Origin of the sequence: Colwellia sp. BRX8-9 (assembly GCF_014077245.1) — a bacterium.
GTDB lineage: Bacteria > Pseudomonadota > Gammaproteobacteria > Enterobacterales > Alteromonadaceae > Colwellia_A.
Genome location: NZ_JACGVN010000016.1, coordinates 18847 through 44389 on the forward strand (window position 1 = coordinate 18847; position 25543 = coordinate 44389).

At 38.8% G+C, this 25543-nt stretch carries 21 protein-coding genes; 6 read left to right on the top strand and 15 right to left on the bottom strand.

The features are described 5' to 3' along the window. The first annotated feature begins 124 nt into the window (after positions 1 to 124). The gene (locus H4J70_RS13800; protein ID WP_182215843.1) at positions 125 to 478 is read left to right on the top strand and encodes a rhodanese-like domain-containing protein; all 354 of its coding nucleotides are present in this window, start codon (positions 125 to 127) and stop codon (positions 476 to 478) included. Between the two features lie 93 nt (positions 479 to 571). Here H4J70_RS13800 and H4J70_RS13805 read toward each other — a convergent pair whose 3' ends face one another. The 12 genes from H4J70_RS13805 to H4J70_RS13860 form a co-directional block, all read right to left on the bottom strand. After that, a complete protein-coding gene (locus tag H4J70_RS13805; RefSeq protein WP_182215842.1) occupies positions 572 to 877 on the bottom strand; it encodes a helix-hairpin-helix domain-containing protein in 306 nt (101 codons plus the stop codon). A gap of 142 nt (positions 878 to 1019) precedes the next feature. Then, entirely contained in the window at positions 1020 to 1715 is a 696-nt protein-coding gene (pyrF, locus tag H4J70_RS13810; protein ID WP_182215840.1) for an orotidine-5'-phosphate decarboxylase, read from the bottom strand. A 157-nt stretch (positions 1716 to 1872) separates the two neighbouring features. Next, positions 1873 to 3042 carry a lipopolysaccharide assembly protein LapB gene (lapB, locus tag H4J70_RS13815; RefSeq protein ID WP_182244948.1) on the bottom strand — a complete coding sequence of 390 codons (1170 nt, stop codon included), beginning with the start codon at positions 3040 to 3042 and terminating at the stop codon, positions 1873 to 1875. A 5-nt stretch (positions 3043 to 3047) separates the two neighbouring features. Next, a complete protein-coding gene (locus tag H4J70_RS13820) occupies positions 3048 to 3290 on the bottom strand; it encodes a lipopolysaccharide assembly protein LapA domain-containing protein (protein WP_182215837.1) in 243 nt (80 codons plus the stop codon). Between the two features lie 80 nt (positions 3291 to 3370). Then, the gene (ihfB, locus tag H4J70_RS13825) at positions 3371 to 3658 is read right to left on the bottom strand and encodes an integration host factor subunit beta (RefSeq protein ID WP_070373831.1); all 288 of its coding nucleotides are present in this window, start codon (positions 3656 to 3658) and stop codon (positions 3371 to 3373) included. A 109-nt stretch (positions 3659 to 3767) separates the two neighbouring features. Further along, entirely contained in the window at positions 3768 to 5429 is a 1662-nt protein-coding gene (rpsA, locus tag H4J70_RS13830) for a 30S ribosomal protein S1 (protein WP_070376968.1), read from the bottom strand. A gap of 122 nt (positions 5430 to 5551) precedes the next feature. Further along, positions 5552 to 6232 (bottom strand): (d)CMP kinase, encoded by a 681-nt coding sequence (gene cmk, locus H4J70_RS13835; RefSeq protein WP_182215835.1) that lies wholly within the window; start codon positions 6230 to 6232, stop codon positions 5552 to 5554. A gap of 46 nt (positions 6233 to 6278) precedes the next feature. After that, a complete protein-coding gene (gene aroA, locus H4J70_RS13840) occupies positions 6279 to 7622 on the bottom strand; it encodes a 3-phosphoshikimate 1-carboxyvinyltransferase (RefSeq protein WP_182215833.1) in 1344 nt (447 codons plus the stop codon). Positions 7623 to 7767: 145 nt separating this feature from the next. Beyond that, positions 7768 to 8856: a 3-phosphoserine/phosphohydroxythreonine transaminase gene (serC, locus tag H4J70_RS13845; RefSeq protein WP_182244947.1), complete on the bottom strand. Its 1089-nt coding sequence runs from the start codon at positions 8854 to 8856 to the stop codon at positions 7768 to 7770. Positions 8857 to 9131: 275 nt separating this feature from the next. After that, the gene (gyrA, locus tag H4J70_RS13850) at positions 9132 to 11855 is read right to left on the bottom strand and encodes a DNA topoisomerase (ATP-hydrolyzing) subunit A (protein WP_182215830.1); all 2724 of its coding nucleotides are present in this window, start codon (positions 11853 to 11855) and stop codon (positions 9132 to 9134) included. 204 nt (positions 11856 to 12059) lie between these two features. Continuing rightward, positions 12060 to 12611 (bottom strand): DUF962 domain-containing protein, encoded by a 552-nt coding sequence (locus H4J70_RS13855; protein WP_182215829.1) that lies wholly within the window; start codon positions 12609 to 12611, stop codon positions 12060 to 12062. Positions 12612 to 12814: 203 nt separating this feature from the next. Then, on the bottom strand, positions 12815 to 15154 hold the full coding sequence (locus tag H4J70_RS13860; protein ID WP_182251302.1) for a S8 family serine peptidase: 2340 nt from the start codon (positions 15152 to 15154) through the stop codon (positions 12815 to 12817). Between the two features lie 461 nt (positions 15155 to 15615). Between H4J70_RS13860 and ubiG the strand changes: the two genes are divergently transcribed. Together ubiG and H4J70_RS13870 are read left to right on the top strand one after the other, a co-directional pair. Then, positions 15616 to 16338: a bifunctional 2-polyprenyl-6-hydroxyphenol methylase/3-demethylubiquinol 3-O-methyltransferase UbiG gene (ubiG, locus tag H4J70_RS13865; protein ID WP_182215825.1), complete on the top strand. Its 723-nt coding sequence runs from the start codon at positions 15616 to 15618 to the stop codon at positions 16336 to 16338. Between the two features lie 15 nt (positions 16339 to 16353). Next, positions 16354 to 17013, top strand: a complete 660-nt coding sequence (locus tag H4J70_RS13870; protein ID WP_220465306.1) for an HAD family hydrolase — start codon at positions 16354 to 16356, stop codon at positions 17011 to 17013. A 147-nt stretch (positions 17014 to 17160) separates the two neighbouring features. Here the strand turns inward: H4J70_RS13870 and H4J70_RS13875 are convergent, their stop codons facing one another. The 3 genes from H4J70_RS13875 to H4J70_RS13885 all read right to left on the bottom strand — a co-directional run bounded on the left by H4J70_RS13875 (position 17161) and on the right by H4J70_RS13885 (position 20264). Next, positions 17161 to 18204 (bottom strand): NADP-dependent oxidoreductase, encoded by a 1044-nt coding sequence (locus H4J70_RS13875; protein WP_182222261.1) that lies wholly within the window; start codon positions 18202 to 18204, stop codon positions 17161 to 17163. Positions 18205 to 18343: 139 nt separating this feature from the next. Further along, positions 18344 to 19501, bottom strand: coding sequence for an iron-containing alcohol dehydrogenase (locus tag H4J70_RS13880; RefSeq protein WP_182215821.1), 1158 nt, complete (start codon positions 19499 to 19501; stop codon positions 18344 to 18346). 76 nt (positions 19502 to 19577) lie between these two features. Beyond that, a complete protein-coding gene (locus H4J70_RS13885) occupies positions 19578 to 20264 on the bottom strand; it encodes a type 1 glutamine amidotransferase domain-containing protein (RefSeq protein ID WP_070373842.1) in 687 nt (228 codons plus the stop codon). Between the two features lie 179 nt (positions 20265 to 20443). Here H4J70_RS13885 and H4J70_RS13890 point away from each other — a divergent pair, with 179 nt between their 5' ends. The 3 genes from H4J70_RS13890 (at position 20444) to nrdB (ending at position 25470) form a co-directional block, all read left to right on the top strand. Next, complete coding sequence (locus H4J70_RS13890; RefSeq protein WP_070373843.1) at positions 20444 to 21355, top strand: LysR family transcriptional regulator; 912 nt, start codon at positions 20444 to 20446, stop codon at positions 21353 to 21355. Between the two features lie 576 nt (positions 21356 to 21931). Further along, positions 21932 to 24205, top strand: coding sequence for a class 1a ribonucleoside-diphosphate reductase subunit alpha (gene nrdA / locus H4J70_RS13895; RefSeq protein ID WP_182215820.1), 2274 nt, complete (start codon positions 21932 to 21934; stop codon positions 24203 to 24205). Between the two features lie 134 nt (positions 24206 to 24339). Next, complete coding sequence (nrdB, locus tag H4J70_RS13900) at positions 24340 to 25470, top strand: class Ia ribonucleoside-diphosphate reductase subunit beta (protein ID WP_182215818.1); 1131 nt, start codon at positions 24340 to 24342, stop codon at positions 25468 to 25470. Positions 25471 to 25543: the final 73 nt, after the last annotated feature.

Here is a 25543-nt window from a genome sequence, read left to right on the forward strand (position 1 = left end):
GACTACACGCAGACTGACATTTAAAGATTACATTATTGACAACTATATTAGGATATCCTAATGTAGCTGTAATAGAAAAACGATATTGACTCTTTTTAATCATTAAATATTAAGGCATTTATAAATGTTGAAAACTATCCCGACACTGATAGCTGAAATTAGAAAAAACATTCAAACTACATCGGCTCATGATGCTTACCTAAGTGCGAAAAAAGAGAAAAGCCTCTTTATTGACGTGCGTGAAGCGCAAGAAGTTGCCACTAGCCCAGTGATAAATTCAGTTAATATTCCACGTGGTGTTTTAGAGATGAATATTGGTAGCTGCACGACTGATGAAGACCAGCGTATATATCTTCATTGTGCAACCGGCGGCCGGGCGAGTCTTGCTGCTGAACAATTAAACCGTTTAGGCTATAAAAATGTTTGGGCTATTATATGTCAGCATAATGATGTTTGTTCTGCACAAGAAAAAAGTTAGCATCGCGACAATAACCCTACATTTTACTTAAGAGTAAAACTGAAAAGGCTAAACAATTGATTTGTTTAGCCTTTTTTATCTCTTCAAGGAATACTAGATCGTTAGTTTTGATTTATTTAACGCTAATATTTGCCCGCCAATACCTTTAACATTCAACAAGTCTTCGACCGAGATAAACTTACCGTTTTCATTTCGGTATTTGACAATGGCTGCCGCTTTTTTCATGCCTATGCCTTTTAATAAGGATAAGGTCTTAATATCAGCATGGTTTATATCAATACGCTCGTCAATTTGATTAACATTGGCATTGGGCTCATTACCACCGACACTTTCAGCAAAGCTTAATGACGAAAAAGTAAAGGTCAGGCAAATAAGTAAGATTTTTGAAAAATTAATCATGATTATATCCTTTTATTGTAAATTCCATTACGCCTCACAAACAATAAACTGTTAATTTATTATTAATAAGACGTTAATAGGTTTAGGATAAAATTTTACTTTTGTCAATTTATAGCCATTAATAAAATTATGCTAATTGACCTTAATTAAGCGATAAATTAATCGACTGCAAAACTTGCTGTGGGTTTTCAGCTTGAGTAATAGGTCTGCCAATAACTAAATAATCAACACCAACGGCCATTGCCTGCTCTGGCGTCATAATACGTTTTTGATCATCACTGGCGGCACCTGCAGGTCTAATACCTGGCGTGATAAGCTTAAAGTCTTTACCTAAAGCGCTTTTCAGGCTTTGAGCTTCCTGTGCTGAACAAACAACACCATCAAGGCCAGCTTCTTTTGTCAACTTTGCTAGCAGCATCACTTGCTCGGCTGGCGTTCGCGTAATACCTAAGCCCAGTAAATCTTCTTCACTCATACTGGTTAAAACAGTGACGGCAATAAGTAATGGGGCGTTATCACCGTATTTTTCTAATGCCTGTTTAGCTTTAACCATCATTTCATGTCCACCACTGGCATGAACATTAACCATCCACACCCCCATCTCTGCAGCAGCGGTTACCGCTTTTGCTACGGTGTTAGGAATATCGTGGAACTTTAAATCTAAAAAGACATCGAAGCCGCGACCCGTCAATTCTTTAACAAACGCAGGTCCAAAATGAGTAAACATTTCTTTACCCACTTTTAAACGACAATCCTTTGGTTGAATCTTATCAACGAATGCAAGCGCATCCGCTTTTTTATCGAAATCTAGGGCAACAACTACTTTTGCATCATTCATACTCAATCCTCAATTCTTAATTCTTAATTCTTAATTCTTTAATAATTTTTGAGTTCAAAGTCCTAAGGTTCAAGAGCAAAGAAAAAGCACGGAGCTGACGAAAGTCAATGAGTACTTTTGAAGACGCTATTGAGTCTTAGGGCGAAGAAATCGGTAATTATTCTCCTTCAAGGCCCCGCACTGGTTTCAATTGTTCCCAGTCATGGCATGAAGGACACGCCCAATAATGTTTACTGCTATTAAAACCACAGGTTCGACAACTATAACGCGGTTTTAGATTCAAATAAGCGCCAATCAATTCTTTGATCATATCTAAATTTTCGGTGTTGTCATGCTCGGTAGAGTTAACCATTTGCATCTTAATAAAATGCTTAAAGCCTTTAATGGTTGGACGCTTTTTCAAAGCAAGTAAAATAAATTCTTTCGCTTTTTCGTTGCCATATTTAGCTTCAAGGTGACTTAAGTATTTTATCAGTGCGCTCGAACCACCGGTTTCATCATAAACTTTTCTAATAAATTTAAAATATTCATCGTCGGCATCTAACTGATGATAACAATTTTGCATTTCATCAATAACATCAGGAAAGAATTCTTTATCCTGAAGATAGATGTCTTGATAGCATCCGCAGGCTTCATTGAACTGTTGATGCTTTTCATAAATTTGAGCTAATAACCAATTAGCACGACAAGAATTAGCATCATAAATCAACGCCAACTCTAATAACTCTATGACTTCAATAAAGTTATCTTCTGCTAAGGCTGTTGTCGCTAATTCACAATAAAAATTAGCTAAGTTATGAAGAAGTTTTTTATCTTTAGTTTTAACAATGGCTTTTTTATGACTGATGCCTTTTGACCAATCTTTAGTAGACTGGTAAATACGCATTAAATAATCAAGGGATTTTAAGCCATAGTGTTTTGATTTAAGTAGCTTTTCAAACATGGTTTCAGCGCGGTCGTATAAGCCGGCACTAAAAAAATCTTTACCTAGCTCAAAAGCAGCTTGTTGCTTATCTTTAGCGGGTAGATGTTTCTGTCTAACTAAGTGCTCATGCACTTTTAATGCGCGGTCGAGCTCACCACGGCGACGAAATAAATTAGCCATGGCAAAATGTGCTTCAACAGTATCATCTTCAACTTTAAGGGCTTCTAGTAAGTAGTCGATCGCTTTATCTTGTTGATTTGATAGGAGGTAATTTAAGCCTGTTGAATATTTTATCGACAAGGCTTGTTTAGCTGAGTGATCATTTTGTTTAACACTATTACGACCCATGAACCAGCCATAGCCCATTGCAACAGGGAGTAATAAGAACAATAGTTCTAACATATAATTTACACTGATTCTTTAGAGGATGATTTTTTAGGTTTTATCATTCGAACAAACTTCCACAATAATGCAAAGAGTAAGCCCAGTACAAAGCCCAAAGTGGTAAATAAACTGACAGCCGCAGCAACTGATAATTCAGTTCGGGCGATGAGATAATTCAATGTTAAGGTCTGCTCATTTTGACTACCAAAAATAAAAGCGATGACTAGTAAGCTGAACAGGAAAAACGCTGTAATATAAATACGCAAAATAAGTTACCTATGATGAAAATTAAGTTAAAAAAAACGGCATACCATTATAGCATGCCGTTTTATTGATAATTTATCAATTACGCTATTGAAAGATTTACTCTTTCACGTAACTCTTTTCCAGGTTTAAAATGAGGAACGTATTTACCTGCCAACTCAACGGATTCGCCAGTCTTAGGGTTACGTCCAACACGAGGAGCACGAAAATGTAATGAAAAACTACCAAAACCACGAATTTCAATACGCTCACCTTTTGACAAGGTTTGTGCCATCATTTCTAAGATTTCTTTAATAGACTGTTCAACATCTCTCGCTGATAAATGACTTAATTTATCGGCTAATCTTTCAATAAGTTCAGATTTGGTCATTTGACCTCCTGTGTTCACTAGTTTGAAGTTAATAGTACCTTCTCGCCAATGGATTTTAAACGAAGAGAAGCGTTATATTTCAAACACTTCTCACCTTCAAGTGTCTAAATTAGTTTTTAGCGTTTTTAAACGCTGCAGCCATTGCACTTAAACCAGTTTCTTCAACTTGGTTTAGGTTATCCATAGCTTCACGTTCTTCAGCTTGGTCTTTAGCTTTGATTGATAAGCTGATAGCACGGTTCTTACGATCCACACCCATAAACTTAGTCTCAACACTATCACCAACAGATAATTCAGTTGACGCATCTTCGATACGCTCACTAGAAATATCAGATACGCGTAGGTATCCTTCAACGCCTTCGGCTAATTCAATTTTAGCGCCTTTAGCATCTACTTCGATAACCTTACCTGTAACAATAGCACCTTTCTTAGTATCTGCAAGGTACTGATTAAACGGATCATCTTCAGTTTGCTTAACACCTAAAGAAATACGTTCGCGCTCAGGGTCAACTTGTAGAACTACAGCTGATATTTCATCACCTTTCTTGTATTCACGAACAGCTTCTTCACCGCCAGCCCATGAAATATCAGATAAGTGAACAAGACCATCAATGCCGCCGTCAAGACCAATAAAGATACCAAAGTCAGTAATTGACTTGATCTTACCTGATACTTTGTCGCCTTTGTTGAAGTTCTTAGCGAACTCTTCCCAAGGGTTAGCGATACACTGTTTAAGGCCTAAAGAAATACGACGACGTTCTTCGTCAATTTCTAATACCATAACTTCAACCGTGTCACCTAAGTTAACAACTTTAGACGGGTGGATGTTCTTGTTAGTCCAATCCATTTCAGAAACGTGAACTAAACCTTCAACGCCTTCTTGGATTTCAACAAAACAACCGTAGTCAGTTAAGTTAGTTACACGACCAGTAAGTTTAGCGCCTTCAGGGTAACGCTTAGCAATTGCTACCCATGGATCTTCACCTAACTGCTTCATACCTAGAGATACACGAGTGCGCTCACGGTCAAACTTCAATACTTTAACTTGTATTTCGTCACCAACATTTACGATTTCACTTGGGTGCTTAACGCGCTTCCAAGCCATATCTGTAATGTGTAGTAAGCCGTCAATGCCGCCTAAGTCTACGAATGCGCCGTAGTCAGTAAGGTTCTTAACGATACCTTTAACTTCTAGGCCTTCTGCTAATGACTCTAACAATGCATCACGTTCTACGCTGCTTTCAGATTCGATAACGGCACGACGAGAAACAACAACGTTATTACGCTTTTGATCAAGCTTAATAACTTTAAATTCTAATTCTTTGCCTTCAAGGTGAGTTGTATCGCGAATTGGGCGAACATCTACTAATGAACCCGGTAAGAAAGCACGAATATCGCTAACTTCAACCGTGAAACCACCTTTAACTTTACCGTTGATAACACCGATAACAGTTTCTTTTTCTTCATATGCTTTCTCAAGCACTTGCCACGCTTCATGACGTTTAGCGTCATCACGTGAAAGAATAGTTTCACCAAAACCGTCATCTGTAGCTTTAAGAGATACGTCGACTTCATCGCCAACGCTTACATCAACTTCACCAGCGTTGTTTTTAAACTGGTTAATGTCAATAACACTTTCAGATTTAAGGCCAGCATCAACGATAACATTGTCTTTAGTAATAGCGACAATCGTACCTTTGATAATTGAACCAGGGCGTGTTTCGATTTCTTTTAAACTTTCTTCAAATAGTTGTGCGAAATTTTCAGTCATAACTTGCATATAAACTCAGTTATTAATCCAGTCAACATCAATGTTTCATGGGGTTATTTAATAGTGCCCAGTGCATCCGTACAGTAGGCTATAGGTTGATTTTTGAAGCTATATAGCTTCGTTTACGTTAACTTGCCATTGGCAAATGTTAAAATCTTAGCGACCACTTCATCAATAGAAAGATCAGTAGAATCAACAATTAACGCACCTTCTGCTGGGATAAGGGGAGCGACCGTACGGGTCTGATCTCGCTCATCTCGCTGACGTATGTCATCCAAAAGGCGCCCGATTTTAACATCAAAACCTTTCTCTTTCAACTGATTAAATCGACGTTGTGCTCGTTCTTCTGCAGAAGCGGTTAAAAATACTTTAACCGGTGCGTTACTAAAAACGATTGTTCCCATGTCTCTTCCATCAGCGACAAGCCCAGGAGCGACTTTAAAAGCACGTTGGCGACGTAAAAGCGCTTCACGCACTCGAGGGAAGGCTGCTATTTTAGAAGCGATAGCACCGACTTCTTCTGTGCGTATGCTATTACTAACATCTTCGCCTTCTAAAATAACTTTTCCTTCACCTTGACTGGTTATTTCAAATTGCACGTCTAAATGAGCAGCAATGGGGATCAAGGATTCTTCATCTTCGATAGTTAAATGGTGATGCAATGTCGCCACTGCAAGCACACGATAAATAGCTCCGCTGTCAAGCAAGTGCCAGCCAAGTTGCTCTGCAACTAAACGTGCGGCTGTGCCCTTACCTGCTCCACTAGGTCCATCTATAGTTATTACCGGTATTTGTTCTATCATATTTTTATCTACACTAAAGCTAGTTAAACTAAGTTAGTCACTTAATTTAAGCTTGATTGAGTGTTAGTCCCACTTGGTTTGCTAAGGTGACAAAATTAGGGAACGAAGTCGCTACATTGTCACACTCTAAAATTTGAATTTCGCCAGTAGCTCGTAATGAGCTAATCGCAAAAGACATGGCAATACGGTGGTCATCATGACTATGAATAGTCCCTGATGTTAATTGCCCACCAACAATATCTATACCGTCATCATAAACAGTACAGTCAATATCTAATTCTTTTAAGCCATCAGCCATTGCTTGGATGCGATCGCTTTCTTTCACTCTTAATTCTTCCGCGCCACGTAACCGTGTTGTACCTTCAGCACAAGCAGCCGCAATAAATATCGCCGGGAACTCATCAATGGCAAGCGGTACATCACGTTCGTTAATATCAATACCTTTTAATGGTGATGATTTAACCACAACATCAGCAACAGGCTCTCCGCCCGCCATACGCTCGTTAATGATGCTCAAATCGCCATTCATCTGCTGTAAAATATTAATAGCGCCAATACGCGTTGGGTTCATACCCACATTACGAATAGTCAACTGCCCTTCTTTAGCAATTAAACCCGCAACCATAAAAAATGTTGCTGATGAAATATCGCCAGGTACTTGAATGTCGCAAGCCGTTAATTGATGGCCGCCTTCAATGGAAACCTTTTTACCCATCGGGGTATCTTCAACCTTTACCGGATAACCAAAAGCGGTCAACATGCGTTCAGTGTGATCGCGAGTAATACCGGGTTCGGTTACCGAGGTAATGCCGTCGGCATAAATTCCCGCAAGTAATACACAAGATTTTACTTGCGCACTGGCCATTGGCAAGTCGTAATGAATCGCGGTTAAGGTTTGACCTTCATCAATACCTTGTGAAATAACCGGTGGCGTACCGTTTTCGGCAGCAGAGATATTTGCACCCATTAATTTTAATGGGTCAACAACGCGTGCCATAGGACGTTTATTTAAAGAACTGTCACCAGCCATTTGCCAAGCAAAATTTTGTCCGGCGAGTAATCCCGACATTAATCGGATAGTTGTTCCTGAATTACCAATATTTAAAGCTTCTTGAGGTGCGGTCAAACCACGCAAACCTTTGCCATGAATAACAACATTTTGTTGCTTGTCAGGGCCTTCTATTTTTATGCCCATCGCCTTAAATGCATTCATTGTTGCTAAACAATCGTCTCCAGGTAAGAAACCCGAAACATGCGTGGTACCTTCAGCTAAAGAGCCAAACATAATAGAGCGATGCGAACATGACTTGTCACCTGGTACAATGATATCTCCGGATACTTTTCCGGCAAGGCCTGTGGTGATAGTTAATGTTTTATTTACTTGAGACATTTTTTTTCCATTAAATTAATGTTGTTTTATGACAATTTTTCAATCACTTTTACTAAATATAATTACTTATGTTGCTCGCCAGCACTATAAACGAGCGATGAAACAAAGATAAAACGATTACTTTGCCTGTTATTACTTGCTGTTATTACTTGCTGTTTTTAGCGGAAAATTCTTTCATAAAAGCAACCAACGCAGTTATACCTGCTAATGGCATAGCATTATAGATACTGGCACGCATACCACCCACCATACGATGACCCTTTAAAGCCATTAATCCCTGCGCTTCTGCTTGTTTTAAAAACTCATCATTCAAGCTTTCATCTGTTAACCAAAAGGGAACATTCATTAGACTACGATACTTTGCTTCAATATGATTTTGATAAAACGCGCTTTCATCAATATAACCATATAAAACATCAGCTTTTTGTTTGTTTATCTTTGAAATTTCTTTAACACCGCCACGCTCTTTTAACCATTCAAACACTAAACCGGCTAAATACCATGCATAGGTTGGCGGCGTATTGTACATTGAATCGTTCTTTGCTAACACCTGATAATTCATGATTGACGGGGTTGTTAATTGAGCATTGCCTAATAAGTCATTACGTACAATAACAATAGTTAGACCAGAGGGACCAATATTTTTTTGCGCACCGGCATAGATAAGACCGAATTTTTTAACATCAATTTCATGAGACAAAATGGTTGACGACATATCAGCAACCAGTGGCACCCCATGAGTTTCTGGAATATCAAACATCTCGATACCGTCAACGGTCTCATTCGGGCAGTAATGTACAAAGGCAGCGTTAGGGTTTAAGCCCCACTCGTTACTTGATAATACGTGAGTTTCGCCATCAACCTTACTGACAACATTGATCGCGTTTATTTCACCATAATGCTCAGCTTCTGCAGCGGCAGCTTTTGACCAAGAGCCCGAAATAATATAATCGGCTGATTTGCCTTTTGGTAGTAAATTTAAAGGGACCGCAGAAAATTGACCTCGACCACCACCATGACAAAACAAGACACTGTAATTTTCTGGTATTGCCATCAAATCACGTAAATCCGCTTCGGCTTTTGCTGCTACTACCAAAAACTCTTTACTGCGGTGACTCAGCTCCATCACTGAACTACCGGTATCTTGCCAATTGACAAATTCCACTTGTGCTTTTTTCATTACCTCTACAGGTAACATCGCAGGACCGGCACAAAAGTTAAATACTTGAGACATATAACACAACACCTTCTATAAAGTTTTAAATACGTTTGTCGATGCACTTGGTCAAACTGTTTTAATTATTTTTATTATAAACATCAATTTGGTCAACATTCTCTTGGGTAAAATAAGACTGCTCATCAAATGGAGATATGCTCCTGCATTTGCTTAATACCGTTCGTCCTGAACATCGTCACTCATTCACATCCATGTGATCGTGACATACCGTTCGTCCTGAACATAAAAAGGGCGGTGATTAGCCGCCCTTTAAACTGAATTTTTAGCGGTAACTATTCGTTATCACTTTCGATGAGTTGTTCTTCATCACTATCAGCTTCTGGCAATACCTCTGTTGAAGTACTGTCAGTTGTCGAATCTATTAACTGCTCAGAAGTTTCTTCCGCTCCTTCGAGAACGTCTTCTTCTTCTATTTCGTCAATACGTTGCAATGCAACAACATGTTCGCCTTCAACCGTTCTAATAATACGAACACCTTGAGTATTACGACCAATAACACTGACTTCATTAACACGAGTACGCACTAAAGTACCGTTATCAGTGATAAGCATTATTTCATCTAAATCTTCAACCTGAACAGCGCCAACTACTGGGCCATTTCGGTCGCTGACTTTAATAGAAACAACACCTTTAGTCGCACGACTTTTCGCTGGGTATTCCGTTAACGCGGTACGTTTACCAAAGCCATTTTCGGTTATTGTTAATATTGGGCCATCATTAACTGGCACAATAAGTGACACAACCTTTTGATCACCTTCTAACTTAATACCACGAACACCAGTGCCGGTTCGTCCGATAGGTTTTAATGCCCAGCGTTCTTCACCTGTTTCTGCGTCTAATTTAATTTCACCCGTTTCACTGTCACGAAGTTTCTCATTAAAACGAACAACTTTACCCGCATCCGAGAACAACATAATATCGTTGTAACCGTCGGTAATAGCAACGCCAATTAAGGTGTCATCATCACGTAAGTTAAGGGCTATAATACCGTTAGCACGTTGGTTTTTGTAAGCGGTAAGTGCTGTTTTCTTAACAGTACCTGAAGCCGTTGCCATGATAATAAACTTGTCTTCTGCATATTCACGAACCGGTAATATTGCGGTAATACGTTCACCTGCATCAAGCGGTAAAATATTAACAATAGGTCGGCCACGAGCAGTACGACTCGCTAAAGGTAATTGGAACACTTTCAACCAGTAGAGTTTTCCGCGATCTGAGAAACACAAAATAGTATCGTGAGTATTGGCAATTAATAAACGTTCAATGAAATCTTCTTCTTTCATCTTAGTCGCTGCTTTACCTTTACCGCCACGGCGTTGTGCTTGATAGTCACTTAACACTTGGTATTTAACATAACCTTCATGCGATAACGTAACCACAACATCTTCTTCTGTGATCAAGTCTTCCATCGATAAGTCATGCGAAGCATTAGTAATTTCAGTACGACGTTCATCACCAAAATCATTACGGATAGTTTCTAGCTCTTCACGAATAATTTCCATTAAACGTTCAGGCGAACCTAATATATGCAATAACTCAGCGATAATATCGAGTAATGCTTTGTATTCAGATAAGATTTTTTCGTGTTCTAAACCAGTCAACTTATGTAAGCGAAGATCTAATATCGCTTGTGCTTGTTGCATAGTTAAGAAATATTGACCGTCTTGAATACCGAAACCTTCTTCAACCCATTCAGGACGTGCTGCGTCATCACCAGCGGCGCTGAGCATATCGGCAACATTACCTAAATCCCAACCACGTGCCAGCAGTTTTTCTTTTGCTTCACTTGGCGTTGGTGAATTTTTAATTAATTCAATAATCGGGTCAATGTTCGCTAATGCAATCGACAAACCTTCTAGTAAATGCGCGCGTTCACGTGCTTTACGTAATTCAAAGATAGTACGACGAGTAACAACTTCACGGCGATGAAGGATAAACTCTTCAAGCATTTCTTTGATATTAAATAATTTAGGTTGGCCGTTAGTTAACGCCACCATATTTAAACCAAAAGAAACTTGCATTTGGGTAAGTTTGTACAAGTTATTTAAAACAACTTCACCGACTTCTCCACGTTTAATTTCAATAACCATGCGCATGCCGTCTTTATCAGACTCATCGCGTAGCGCTGAAATACCTTCAAGGCGTTTTTCTTTTACCAGCTCCGCCATCTTTTCGATAAGGCGCGCTTTGTTTACTTGATAAGGTAACTCATGAACAACAATCGTTTCTTTACCGGTTGTTTCATGAACTTCGATATCGGCACGGGCGCGAATTTTAATTTTGCCACGACCAGTACGGTAAGCTTCTTCGATACCGGCACGACCACTAATAATACCGGCTGTCGGAAAATCAGGACCAGGTATATGTTCTAATATCTCTTCAAAGGTCAAATCACTATTTTCAATCAGTGCTAAACAACCGTTTATCACTTCTGTTAAATTGTGAGGAGGTATATTGGTTGCCATACCTACCGCGATACCTGAGGTACCATTCACTAATAAATTAGGAATACGCGTTGGCATAACAACAGGTATATATTCAGTACCGTCATAGTTAGGTACAAAATCTACCGTTTCTTTATCAAGATCGGCTAAAATAGAATGTGCTATTTTTGACATTCTGATTTCGGTATAACGCATTGCTGCTGCAGAGTCACCGTCAACCGAACCAAAGTTACCTTGACCATCTACTAGCATGTAGCGTAATGAAAATGGTTGTGCCATACGTACTATTGTATCGTAAACGGCAGTGTCGCCATGTGGGTGGTATTTACCTATTACATCACCAACAACACGTGCTGATTTTTTGTAAGGTTTATTGAAGTCATTACCAAGTACATTCATCGCGAATAATACGCGGCGATGAACAGGTTTTAAGCCGTCTCGTACATCTGGTAATGCACGACCTACAATTACGCTCATGGCGTAATCTAGATAAGAATTTTTTAGCTCATCTTCAATATTGACAGGTACAACATTGTTTGACAAATCGGTCATAAGTCGATGGTATCCCTTAACTTAGCAAGAATTTTGAAAGTTTTTTCGAAATTATAATTATTAATTAACACAGCATACTAGCATAGTTTTAATGAGATGCCATACCGCTTTATTATCTAAAAAGCACTAAAAATGGCCGTGCTGAAAAGTCACAAATCCCCAAGTGGTTATTTATTGTTCAGCATTTTATCTGCCTCAATATTGTTAAGATTTTTGTTGTTCAAAAACACGGCGTTTTGCAATCGCTTTTTCAGTAATAGTTTTATCTAAAACTTTACCCAAGCCAAGTAAAAAATAAACTTCAGCGATAACAAACAATGGACCAATAAGTAATTGATTAATATCATCGAGAAAAGCAGGTTTTGCTTTTTCATAGTGATGACCAATAAATTGGATAACCCAACCAATAACGAAAACGCCGATAGCAATTAGAATATGATGTTCTGCTGTCACAACTTCATGAACACTCCACATTAAAGGGCCAAATAAAATAAACGCGAATAGTGCCAGTGGCAACGATAACAATAGATAATAAAACAGCACAATAACCGGTACTATGCCTGCCAAAGTAAAGTTAACCTGTTCAATACCTAAGTAATTATTAATAAATGTTGATTCAATTTCAAAGGAAACACTGGCCAGTAATAAGGCAATTGACCAAATAATCATCGGCACACCAATAAAGTGGCTGTTAATGTTTTTTCTATTTAAATGGACACTTTTATAAGTGGATAGTTGTTCTACTACTGATTTCATTATGACCTCTTAGGGTTTATCTCATCTTACTTGTTAAGCAATAATTTATCGCTATAGCTACTCAACATCAAGATACAATTACAATGCATTTTACGCCAAGTCGCTATATTGTTCTATTGATTCGGTTGCTCATAATAAAAAACCCTGCCGAAGCAGGGTTTTATTTATCAACATAAAGTGAACGGGTTGCCCCTTTCTTTAGGTTATTTGGGTGTAGCTTGTAGATTTAATGTCATACCTGAAGCTGCTGAATAACCGTAGATATCGACATACCATACACCTTTAGCTGGGTCGGTAAAGTTACAAGCTTCATTGTTACCATTTTTATAAGGACGACAATCATAAACAGACGTTGTTGACTGTTTACCTTGTGTTACATATAAATCTGCATCACCTGAACCACCTGAAAGTGTAACCGTTAGATCGGCATAACCATCGGCTAAGTCAAGGGTGTAACGTTTCCATGTTCTTCTTGCAACAGTAACATTATTAATTGTGCTATCAATCGGATTAATCGTATTACCACCACCCGTAGTAGGTTCAGTGTAACTACCCGTTAAACTAACACCAGCAAAATCACTATAGGCTTTAAGTCTTACGTAGTAAGTGCCACCGGCTTGCGTACTTGCACACGATTCAACATTACCTGATTTATAAGGGCGACAATCGTAAACACTGTCGGTTGGCTCAGCACCAAACTTCACATATAAATCTGCATCACCACTACCACCTGTCATAGCAAAATTAATATCTGTTGCGCCAGCAGGTACTTCCATGGTGAAAACTAAATCATTACCCGTTGCAGCCGTTAACTCAGTTTTAACCTGACCATTTTCAAGGACAGTATCTGGTATTGTTCCACCACCACCGCCAGTGTCACCGCCAGAGCCATCACATCCATTCGCGGTAATGTAATCGATCGCATCTTTAGTTTGGGCTAAACCATAACCAAATTTGACATCGCGACCCGCAGCACCTAAATCTTGTGCACTACTATTTAATACGTTACGAATTTCAACGTTAGTACAGCTTGGGTGATGACTCCACACCAAGGCAGCAACACCAGCAACATGAGGAGATGCCATTGAAGTACCACTCATTTTGCCATAATTACCCGCGCCAATATTTATACTGGCGCTTAAGCCAATATTATTTTTCATCGCTGCGCCGTCCGTATCAGATACGGTAACACTTGGGATAGAGGTTGCGTTTGCGTCACCTAATGTGCCACCAAAGCTTCCCGGTGCATTGTTATAAAGAATTGCGCCTACACCCCCGCTGTCTTGACAAGCTTTAACTTTATCGTAAAACGAAATATTGCCACGTTGAATTAAACAAACACTACCTGCAGCGCCTGTATCTATAGTTTCGCCCGTGGCAAAATCATAGAGAGAACCCGTTGCTTGACCTTGGTTTTCCATCGCATTAGCGGTATAACCGACATTAGCGACAGATACTTCAACGACTGAACCTGAACCTTCAGGATAAATAGAATAAACATCAACACCTGGACCAGATATCTCTACTTGGCTATTTTTTTGTGAAAAGTCAGCTAAGGCTTTATTACTGTCAACAGCAGCAACTGACATCACTGCATCGTAAGAAGCAGGAAAGCTTTCTAAATCAGTAGTTGCTGTAGCAACACCATCATTACCGGCTGCAGCTATAAGTAAAACGCCTGCATCATAGGCCGCTTGAATACCATTTTGTTCGCTGGTACTTGAACCAGAACCACCTAAGCTCATATTAATAACGTCTGCGCCGTTACTGACACAATCATTAATAGCACTAACAAGTGTTGAAGAATATCCCCAGCCCGCGGCATTAAATACTTTTATAATGTGCAAATTAGGATCGGTGCCAATAACACCGCGAACACCAATACCATTGTTAAGCGCGGCAATTGTTCCTGCTACGTGAGTACCGTGTGGACCACCTTGATCATACCAGTTACCTGTACCACTATTGCTTGTGCCAGTTATTGTGCCTCCTTGTGCCCCCATGTCTTCATGAGGTAGGTCTAAACCTGAATCAATAATACATATTTTCTTACCGCCAGCATTGGCAGAAGCAATCATATCGTCAACTTGATCGGCTTGAACCATACCAATACCATAAGGCACCGTTTGTGCCATAAAGCGACGTGGTAGATCTTCTTCTACGTATTCGACATTATCGTCCATCGCTAAATTCATCGCTTGTGATGAAGATAGCTCAGCACTGATCATATTTACATCTGGAAATTCGGCTTTAACATTGACCCGCAATTTCTTTAATTTTTCCTTAACAGCGGCAAGACGAACAAAGGCGTTTTGGCTACCAATGAAACTCGTTGCTTGATTGCTGGCTGCTTGGTTATTAGCTGCTTGCTTGTATTTGATAATAAAGCGTTTGGGTAAAGGTGAACTGGTCACTTCAGATAATACATTATCTGCGTTTTGTACGCTAAGCGGTTGGGCAGCGTAAAGTGCTGTCGATATTGATACCGACAATATACTAGCAGTGGTCAATATTAATGATTTCTTTGTTATCTTATTCGACATCTATATTCCTACCTATTAAGTTAATTTTAATTATTATTTTTTTGCTGGGGGAATTTCAAATGAGAGTGATACATCATTATCGAAGCAGCAATGACCATAACATCAAGGTTTAATATATTACAAGTATGTTATTTAAATGTTAAATAAAAGAAACAACAATAAGAGTGATAATTACATAAAAAGCAACGAGTTATAATATTAAACTTTCTTTTTACTGCTCGATGTTAGTGGATAAAGGCTTAAATCAAGGGTATTTATAGCCGATAAAAATCAGTAGTGAGTAAGATAGTAGCGATAAAAAGTCTTAATGTGCCCTACTTTTCTCAGCCTTGGCTCGTCTGCATTAGCATATGACTTATCCACTTTTAACGAGGATAACAAACTCAACGTTCAGTACTAGGCGAACCATTTACTTTAGTTTAGAATTACTGACAATAATTGATTAAAATAATGAAAATGTAATGTCGACAACTAACAACACTAAAGCTGTTAACGTAAATGAAGAAGAAATTGCCAAATTTGAAAAGGTTGCAAGCCAGTGGTGGGACCTTGATGGTGATTTTAAACCATTGCATCAAATAAACCCTATTCGACGACAATTTATTTGTCAGCATGTCGGCGACATTTTTGGTAAAAAAATTATTGATGTTGGCTGTGGTGGGGGTATTTTAGCTGAGAGTTTAGCCAAACTTGGTGGCGATGTTACTGGGATTGACCTCGGCGAAGAACCATTAAATGTAGCAAGATTACATGCGCTGGAGAGTGGATTAACGGTCAATTATCAAAAAATACCTGCCGAAGACAAAGCGATTGAGCAACCCGAAAAATTTGATGTAGTCACTTGTATGGAAATGCTTGAGCACGTACCCGATCCCGCTTCAATTATAGAAGCTTGCGCTCAAATGGTAAAACCCGGCGGTTATGTCTTCTTTTCAACCTTAAACAAATCAATAAAGTCATATTTATTGGCTATTGTTGCCGCCGAAAAAGTCCTTAAAATAGTCCCTGACGGTACACACGACCACAAAAGTTTTATTCGTCCATCGACCTTAATTGGCTGGGCTGAATCATTTGATCTCAAATGCATTGATGCCGCAGGCATTCATTACAACCCGCTGACAGAGAATCACAAACTTATTTCATCACTAGATGTGAATTATATTCTTTGTTGTCAAAAAATATAAATAAGGGAAAGTACATTGCAAAATACTAAAATTTCAGGGGTATTATTTGATCTTGACGGTACCTTATTAGATACCGCCAATGATTTAGGTGCTGCACTTAACTACGTTTTACGAAAATATAACTTAGCAGAAGTAGCCCGTGAAGATTATCGTCCAATCGCTTCTGATGGCGCATTAGGGTTATTAACACTGGGTTTTGCACAAGCTTTGAAAAACTATGATTACGAAGTGTTACGTGCGGAATTTCTCGCTTATTACCAAGAAAATATTGCGGTACATACCTGTCTTTATCCTGGCGTAGCTCAATTACTGTTGACGTTGAATGAACGAAACATTCCTTGGGGTGTTGTCACGAATAAGCCAGAAGGTTTAACAAGACTATTATTGCCTTATTATAGTGAATTCGAAAAATGTTTATCACTGGTTGGTGGTGATACTTTCACCAACCGAAAACCACACCCAGAGCCTATCCTCAAAGCTTGTGAACAAATATCAGTGCCAAGTGAGCTATGTTTGTATGTCGGAGACGCTTTGCGTGATATTGAAGCCGGCAATAGTGCTCAAGCAACTACCGTCATTGCAAAGTGGGGCTATATTATCGCTGGTGAAGATTGTAAAAACTGGCAAGCGGACTATCACGCTGAAACCCCCTTAGATATCTTATCATTACTGTAATAATGTTAAGCCAAACGCGAATAAAGTAACGGTTTAAATCCAGTGATATAGGTCCTTAACTTGCTATAACCAACACAGAAAAAAGCCACTCAACAGTGGCTTCTTTCTTAATAAAACACCCATAATAAAGTAGAGCTTGGTTAACTGTTAGTCAATATTGTCAGGGCCTACTCGCACAATTAACTTACCAAAATTCTCACCTTCTAATAAACCAATAAAAGCATTTACTGTATTTTCTAGCCCGGCAATTAAATGCTCTTTATAGTTAATCTCACCTGCTATTAACCATTTTACCATTTGCTCGCTAAACTCGTTATAACGATGACCATAATCATCAAAGACAATAAAGCCTTGCATTTTTATACGCTTAACAAGTAATGTTCCCATCAATGAAGAAAGTCTGTCAGGCCCACTAGGTAATTCTGTCGCATTGTACTGAGAAATTAAGCCACACAAAGGAATACGGGCACAGCTATTTAATAGTGGCATAACAGCGTCAAAGACTTTACCGCCAACGTTTTCAAAATAGACATCAATCCCTGATGAACAAACGGCCGCTAATTGCTCAGCTAAATCATCACTTTTATGATCAAGACAATGATCAAACCCTAAACTGTCAACTGCATAGGTACATTTAGTCTCACCGCCAGCAATACCGATCACTTTACAGCCTTTTAATTTAGCTATTTGACCCACTAAACTTCCAACCGCTCCTGTTGCCGCAGCAACGACTACCGTTTCACCTGCTTTTGGTTGACCGATATCCAATAAACCCATGTAAGCCGTTAGCCCAGGCATACCCAAAACACCTAAGGCATGAGACGGGTTAACCATATCATTATCAAGCTTGAGCAATTCACTACCATGAATAACGCTATAATCCTGCCAGCCACCAAAAGCGACAACCCAATCACCTTTTGTGTAATCATTGTGATTTGACTCTTCTACTCGACAAACACTTCCACCCACCATCACTGCATTTAAAGCGACGGGATCGGCATAAGACTTAGCATCATTCATTCGCCCTCGCATATAAGGGTCGAGTGAAAGAAAAACCGTACGAAGTAATACTTCGTTAGCTTGAGGGATGGGTTTATTACTAGTAACGAGATTGAAGTTTTCTGCTTTTGGCGCGCCAACGGGTCTTGATGCTAGCACCATTTGGCGATTGATATCTGTTGTTTGAGTCATAAGAGTTACTCCTGTAAAGAGCCAGTAAAAGCGCTAAGTGTGTTGGGATTAAAAAAGGCCAATATAAGAGAAATATATCGACCTTTTATGAATAAGGGCAGCGTGTCAATTAAACAAGCCACTCATTTTTATTTTATCTTTACAAAGCTTGCGTTAAAATCTCTCGGCTTATTGCTAGAGTAATATCACTGTTTTCACCTAGTGCTGTCATGCCATGTTGCTCTAATCGTTCGACAAGGGAATCAATATCAGCGCTACCAAGATCAACGTGAGATAAGCGCGTTGGTACCTGCATCTTTTCAAAAAACTCTTCTGTTAAACGGATAGCTTGATCAATACGTGCATTATCATCACCTTCAGTTATCTGCCAAACACGTGTTGCATATTGAAGTAATTTTTCACGCTTTTGCTCACGACGTACTTTCATCACGGCAGGTAACACAATAGATAAGGTTCGAGCGTGGTCAATACCAAAGGCACCTGTTAATTCATGGCCTATCATATGTGTTGACCAATCTTGTGGTACTCCAGCACCAATAAGACCGTTTAGTGCCATAGTGGCCGACCACATAATATTTGCTCTAACGTCTAAATCATCTTTAGTTGCCGGGGCTAAGGCTTTAGGTCCTTCTTCAATTAAGGTTTGTAATAAACCTTCACTGAACCTGTCTTGTACTTTGCCATTAACGCTGTAAGTTAAGTACTGTTCAATGGTATGAATAAAAGCATCAACAACACCATTACCAATTTGACGATCTGATAATGAGAAGGTCACACTTGGGTCTAACACCGCAAATAATGGACGCACTAAAGGACTAGAAAAAGGGAGCTTATTACCGTCTCGTGTTACCACGGAATTACCATTACTTTCTGAGCCAGTGGCAGGTAAAGTTAACACCGCGCCAATGGGTAAAGCTTTAGTGAACGCTTGCTGTTTGGCAAGAATATCCCAAGGGTCATCACCTTCAAATAATGCCGCAGCGGCAATAAATTTAGCGCCATCAACAACAGAGCCACCGCCAACAGCAAGTAAATAATCAATGTTTTCAGCTTTGATGATCGTTTGCGCTTTCATTAAAGTGTCGTAAGTTGGGTTAGGTTCAATGCCTGAAAATTCAAAGTAAGTGTGCTCTTTAAGCGCATCAATAACTTGCTTATAAACACCATTACCTTTGATTGAACCTCCACCGTAAACAATGAGTACTCTTGCATCTAATGGTATTTCTTTTGAAATGGTTTGAATTTCTCCCGGCCCAAAATTAATTTTAGTTGGGTTTTGAAAATTAAAATTTAACATTTATATGTCCTTAAAGGTAAAGTGTTAAATCGATTAGCTAAACAGGTTAGCTAATCGAGTTGTCTGTTCTAAGTAACTATGCTGAAAGGTGAGTTAATAATTTTTCAGCGGCTAATGCCGAGCTAGCTGGGTTTTGACCGGTAATAATGAGGCCATCTTGAATTGCAAAGGCATGCCAATCTTGAGCCTTTTGGTATTCGCCGCCACGTTTAATCAATTCATCTTCTACTAAAAATGGCACAACTTCAGTTAGTTGAACCGCTTCTTCTTCACTGTTAGTAAAACCGGTTACGGCTTTGCCTTTAACAGCAAAATCACCAGAAGGTTGTTTTACATTTAACAAGGCAGCGCTTGCATGACAAACTGTTGCAACAGCTTTTCCGGCGTTAAGAAAGTTTTCAATCAAGGTAATTGAGTCAGTATTGTCGGTAAGATCCCATAATGGACCATGACCACCAGGATAAAATACTGCATCAAAGTCAGCTTCATTAACAGAAGCTAATATTAGCGTATTAGCGATTTTAGCTTGTGCTTCGCTATCTGCATCGTAACGGTCTGTCGCAGCTGTTTGAAAGTCTTCAAGTGTGCTGGTTGGGTCTATTGGTGCTTGTCCACCCTTAGGTGTTGCTAAAGTAACTTCGACACCAGCATCGATAAAAGCATAATAAGGGGCGGCAAATTCTTCAACCCAAAAACCGGTTTTTTGGCCTGTGTTACCAAGCTCATCATGTGAAGTAAGTACCATTAATATTTGTTTAGTCATTATCATTCATCCGTTTGGTTATATAAGTGAGTTTAGGTGTTCGTTTATTCAATGTAGCTAGTATATGCCTAAGAACAAAAATGAACAATGCAGATAAAACTGACATCATTGTATCAATAATTGATACAATGATTAGCAAAGTAAATGATTAACTGGTTATTACCTCAATAGGTGCTGTTATGGATATCTCATTTGAACAACTCAAAAGTATGGTTGTATTCGCTCAAGTCATTGAACAAGGTAGCTTAAGTGCAGCCGCTAAACATTTAGGACTATCAAGAGCAGTAGTAAGTTATCATTTGAAGAAGCTTGAAGCGCAGCTCGAGGTAAAGTTACTTAATCGTTCAACACGTGCGATTAACCTGACCGAAGCGGGTCAAGCCTATTATGAACGCTGTCGAGTTATTGCTGAGCAAGCCAGTGCCGCTAATCAGCAAATTGAAAATTTCAAAAATGAACCTATCGGCTTACTTAAAATAACGTGCCCGGTAAATGTTGGTTTGCAGACCGTTGTGCCGGCGCTGAACGAATTTAAAAAAATTTACCCCAAAATAGCACTCGATGTGATGTTAACTGATGAGGTCGTTAATATTATGAAAGAAGGTATCGATTTAGCGATTCGCGGTGCCCCCTTACCTGACTCTGGTTTACAAGCAACTAAACTGGCGACGCTACAAACATGCCTTTGTGGCGCACCTGAATATTTTCTGCAATTTGGCCGCCCCACTAAACCGGCTGATTTAAGCGACCACCAATGGGTTATTTATAAATTAACCTCTGGAGTGTTAACCTTGACTAAGGGCAGTCGTTCGTTCAGTGTCACCACAAAAGGCAGTATTAGTACCAATAATGCCGCCGCACGTACTGCCTTTGTTGAAGCAGGACATGGTCTGGGCCGTATTCCTATTTACGATGCTTGGCCAAAAATAAAAGCAGGCACTTTAGAAACAGTGCTAGATGATTATGCTTTTAGCGACATTAATGTCTTTGGTGTATTCCCGCCTGGTACAGCCAATTCCAAAAAGCTGCGCTTATTACTTAACTTCTTAAAAGAGTATTTCACCAGCCAAAGTATAATAAAAAAGCAATAACCCCACTTATTAATGTATATATTTTTGTGTGGACCAACCGCTCTTATGATCTACTAATAACTAGCGGATAAACTTTATACAAGTTGTCATCGTAACGCTTAACCTAAACAGTCATATCAGCATTATTGTTCATTTAGTGCCCTTCCTGCTTAAAAAAAAGCAACATGTTGTTTTTATTAGAAATTAAGTTTTAGCTGACAAAAACAACCAATAAACGGGTAATTTTATTTAAAAATAAATTACCCACAAAAATTAATTAAAATAAACGTTGCGTTTTTGTAATATCAAAAATAAAAAGCACTACTAAGTTAGTCGTTACTAACTGAACTTTTACTCTAAAGAAAGTTATTAAAAACTATGCTTTTTATCACTTGCAAAAACAGCAAAACCTCATTATCTTGTGATCAGTTTTTAGAAAACCCCTATATATAGTGTATTTGTTGTTCAGATGTTTTTTTGTGCTAATTTACATTTTAGGGAAATATAATACTGATAAGTGTTCACTTAACGTTTTCTTTAGTTGACAACGTTAGGTAAATAAAGCGACCAGCATAATTAATAAATGACAGGCTCTTCATGACTAATAATCTTTTTGTAAGTAAGCGTAACGGCAAAAAAGAACTCATCGATTTAGAAAAAATTCATCAAGTTATCACTTGGGCTGCTGAAGGCCTTGATAACGTTTCGGTGTCACAAGTTGAGTTGAAATCTCATATTCAATTCTACGACGGTATCAAGACTGCTGACATTCATGAAACTATCATTAAAGCCGCCGCTGATCTTATTTCAGAAGAGACACCTGATTATCAGTATTTATCAGCACGTTTGGCTATTTTTCATCTACGTAAAAAAGCCTACGGCCAATTTGAGCCGCCTAAATTATTTACCCATGTTGTTAGTATGGTAGAAAATGGTAAATATGATGAACATCTTCTAGCTGATTACAGCGAAGCAGAGTTTGAACAAATGGAAAAATTTCTTGTTCATCCTCGCGATTTAGACTTTAGTTACGCCGCAGTCAAACAATTAGAAGGTAAATACCTTGTCCAAAACCGGGTAACGGGTGAAATTTACGAAAGTGCTCAGTTTTTATATATCTTAGTGGCCGCTTGTTTATTTGCTAAATATCCTGTTGAAACACGTTTAAAATATGTTGAAGGTTTTTATCACGCGATTTCAACCTTCAAAATATCGTTACCTACACCTATTATGGCAGGGGTACGTACGCCTACTCGTCAATTTTCATCTTGTGTATTAATTGAATGTGGTGACAGTTTAGACTCAATAAACGCGGCTTCTAGCTCTATTGTTAAATATGTTTCACAACGAGCAGGCATTGGCATCAATGCTGGCCGTATTCGCGCTTTAGGTAGTTCGATACGTAATGGTGAAGCCTTTCATACCGGTTGTATTCCGTTTTTCAAGCATTTTCAAACGGCTGTTAAAAGTTGTTCACAAGGGGGAGTTCGAGGCGGCGCAGCAACGTTATTCTACCCACTTTGGCATTTAGAAGTTGAAAGCTTACTGGTCCTTAAAAATAACCGAGGTGTTGAAGAAAATCGTGTCCGTCATTTAGATTATGGCGTGCAATTCAATAAGCTTATGTACACACGCTTAATTAAAGGAGAGTCTATTACTCTCTTTAGCCCGAGCGATGTTCCTGGCCTTTATGATGCTTTTTTTGAAGACCAAGAGAAATTTGAAGCCTTGTATGTAAAATATGAAGCGGATGATTCAATTCGTAAAAAATGCATTAAAGCTATTGAGTTATTCACCTTATTTGCTCAAGAGCGTGCCAGCACAGGTCGAATTTATTTACAGAATGTTGATCACTGTAATACGCACAGCCCATTCGATCCGAAACAAGCACCAATTCGCCAAAGTAATTTGTGTTTAGAGATTGCGCTACCGACACAACCAATGAATGATATTAATGATCCAAATGGCGAAATTGCCCTTTGTACTTTGTCAGCCTTTAACTTAGGCGCAATAGAAAGCTTAGATGAATTAGAAGGTTTATCAGACCTTGCAGTTCGAGCGCTTGATAGTTTACTTGATTATCAAAACTACCCGATGCCAGCTGCTTACAATGCCACTATAGGCAGAAGAACATTAGGTATAGGCGTAATAAACTATGCTTATTACTTAGCTAAAAACGGCGTGTATTATTCAAATGGCAGTGCTAACAATTTAACTCACCGTACCTTTGAAGCCATTCAATTTAATTTATTGAAAGCATCAAATGAATTAGCAAAAGAAAAAGGCGCTTGTCCTAAATTTAATGAGACACGTTTATCACAAGGTATTTTACCGATTGATACTTATAAAAAGACCATTGACGACATTACCGGTGAACCCCTTCATCTTGACTGGGAAACTTTGCGAGAGAGTATCAAGACACATGGCGTAAGAAATTCAACGGTTTCCGCGTTAATGCCATCTGAAACTTCATCACAAATTTCAAATGCTACAAATGGAATTGAACCACCAAGAGGTTTAATCAGTATAAAGGCTAGTAAAGATGGTGTTTTAAAACAGGTTGTACCTGAATATCAAAGATTAAAGGGTAACTATGAGTTACTTTGGAATATTCCAAATAACGAAGGTTACTTGCAGCTAGTGGGTATCATGCAGAAGTTTATTGACCAAACCATCTCTGCAAATACTAACTACGACCCTGCACGCTTTGAAGGCGGAAAAGTACCGGTGAAGCAAATCTTAAAGGATATTTTAACCGCTTATAAATTAGGCGTTAAAACCATGTATTACCATAACACCCGTGATGGTGCGTCTGAGAATATGCTCGGATTAGAAGAAGAAGACTGTGAAGGCGGCGCATGTAAAATTTAATTGTGCGCACAAAAAAAAGCTTCATTGTTTTTTAACAATGGAGCTTTCAGCATAATCAGTCATACCTATAATTTTTAAAAACAAAATTTCGATAACAGGCTGTGACTTTCATGCGTGTTATCAAGGAGTAATAGATGTCCTACACCACGTTTAATCAAGTTCCTAATAATGCGCTACTCGAGCCAATGTTTTTAGGTAACAGTGTCAATGTCTCACGATATGACCAACAACGTTTTATCGCCTTTGAAAAACTTATTGAAAAACAGTTATCGTTTTTTTGGCGTCCTGAAGAAATTGATGTATCAAAAGACAGATCTGATTGGCAAAGTTTAACGCCTTCAGAAAAGCATATTTTCATTTCCAACCTAAAATATCAAACTTTGCTTGATTCTATGGCAGCACGCTCGGTGAATGCGATGTTTTTACCGCTGGTTTCATTACCAGAAGTAGAAACTTGGATAGAAACCTGGGCTTTCAGTGAAACCATTCATTCTCGCTCTTACACGCATATTTTGAGAAACTTGTTTTCAGATCCAAGTGAAATATTTGACGACATCGTTGTTAACCCAGCTATTTTAAAGCGTGCATCCAGTATTTCTAAATACTTTGATGCCGTGATCATCACCACACAACTACTCCAGTCACAAGGTGACGGTACCTATGAAGTCGATGGTGAAATGATTGAAGTATCAACTCGCAAGCTTAAAGAGCGCTTATACTTGGCTGTTTGTTCGGTCAACGCTTTAGAAGCCATTCGCTTTTATGTCAGCTTTGCCTGTTCATTTGCTTTTGCCGAGCGTGAGTTATTAGAAGGTAACGCAAAAATTATTAAGCTTATTGCTCGAGATGAAGCTTTGCATTTAACCGGTACTCAACATATTTTAAATAACTGGTTATCCGGTAGAGATGATCCTGAAATGAAAATCATTTCTCAAGAAATGAAAGAGCAAGGATTACAGATATTTCTTGATGTTGTTGAACAAGAAAAAGAATGGGCTCAGTACCTATTCAAAGACGGTTCAATGATTGGCTTGAATGCGGCAATATTAAATCAATATATTGAGTACATTAGTAATCAACGCTTAACGGCTATTGGTTTTGATGCACCCTTTGATATAAAAAGTAACCCATTACCATGGATGAATGCTTACTTAGTATCAGACAATGTTCAGGTCGCTCCACAAGAAACAGAGATATCGAGTTACTTAGTTGGTCAAGTCGACTCTTCTGTATCAAGTGATGATTTTGATGGCTTTGACCTTTAATGGTTTTAACCTCCAGATAAAGAAGCGATTATCATGCTTTCTTATCACATCATTAGCACATTTTGCGTTTAAG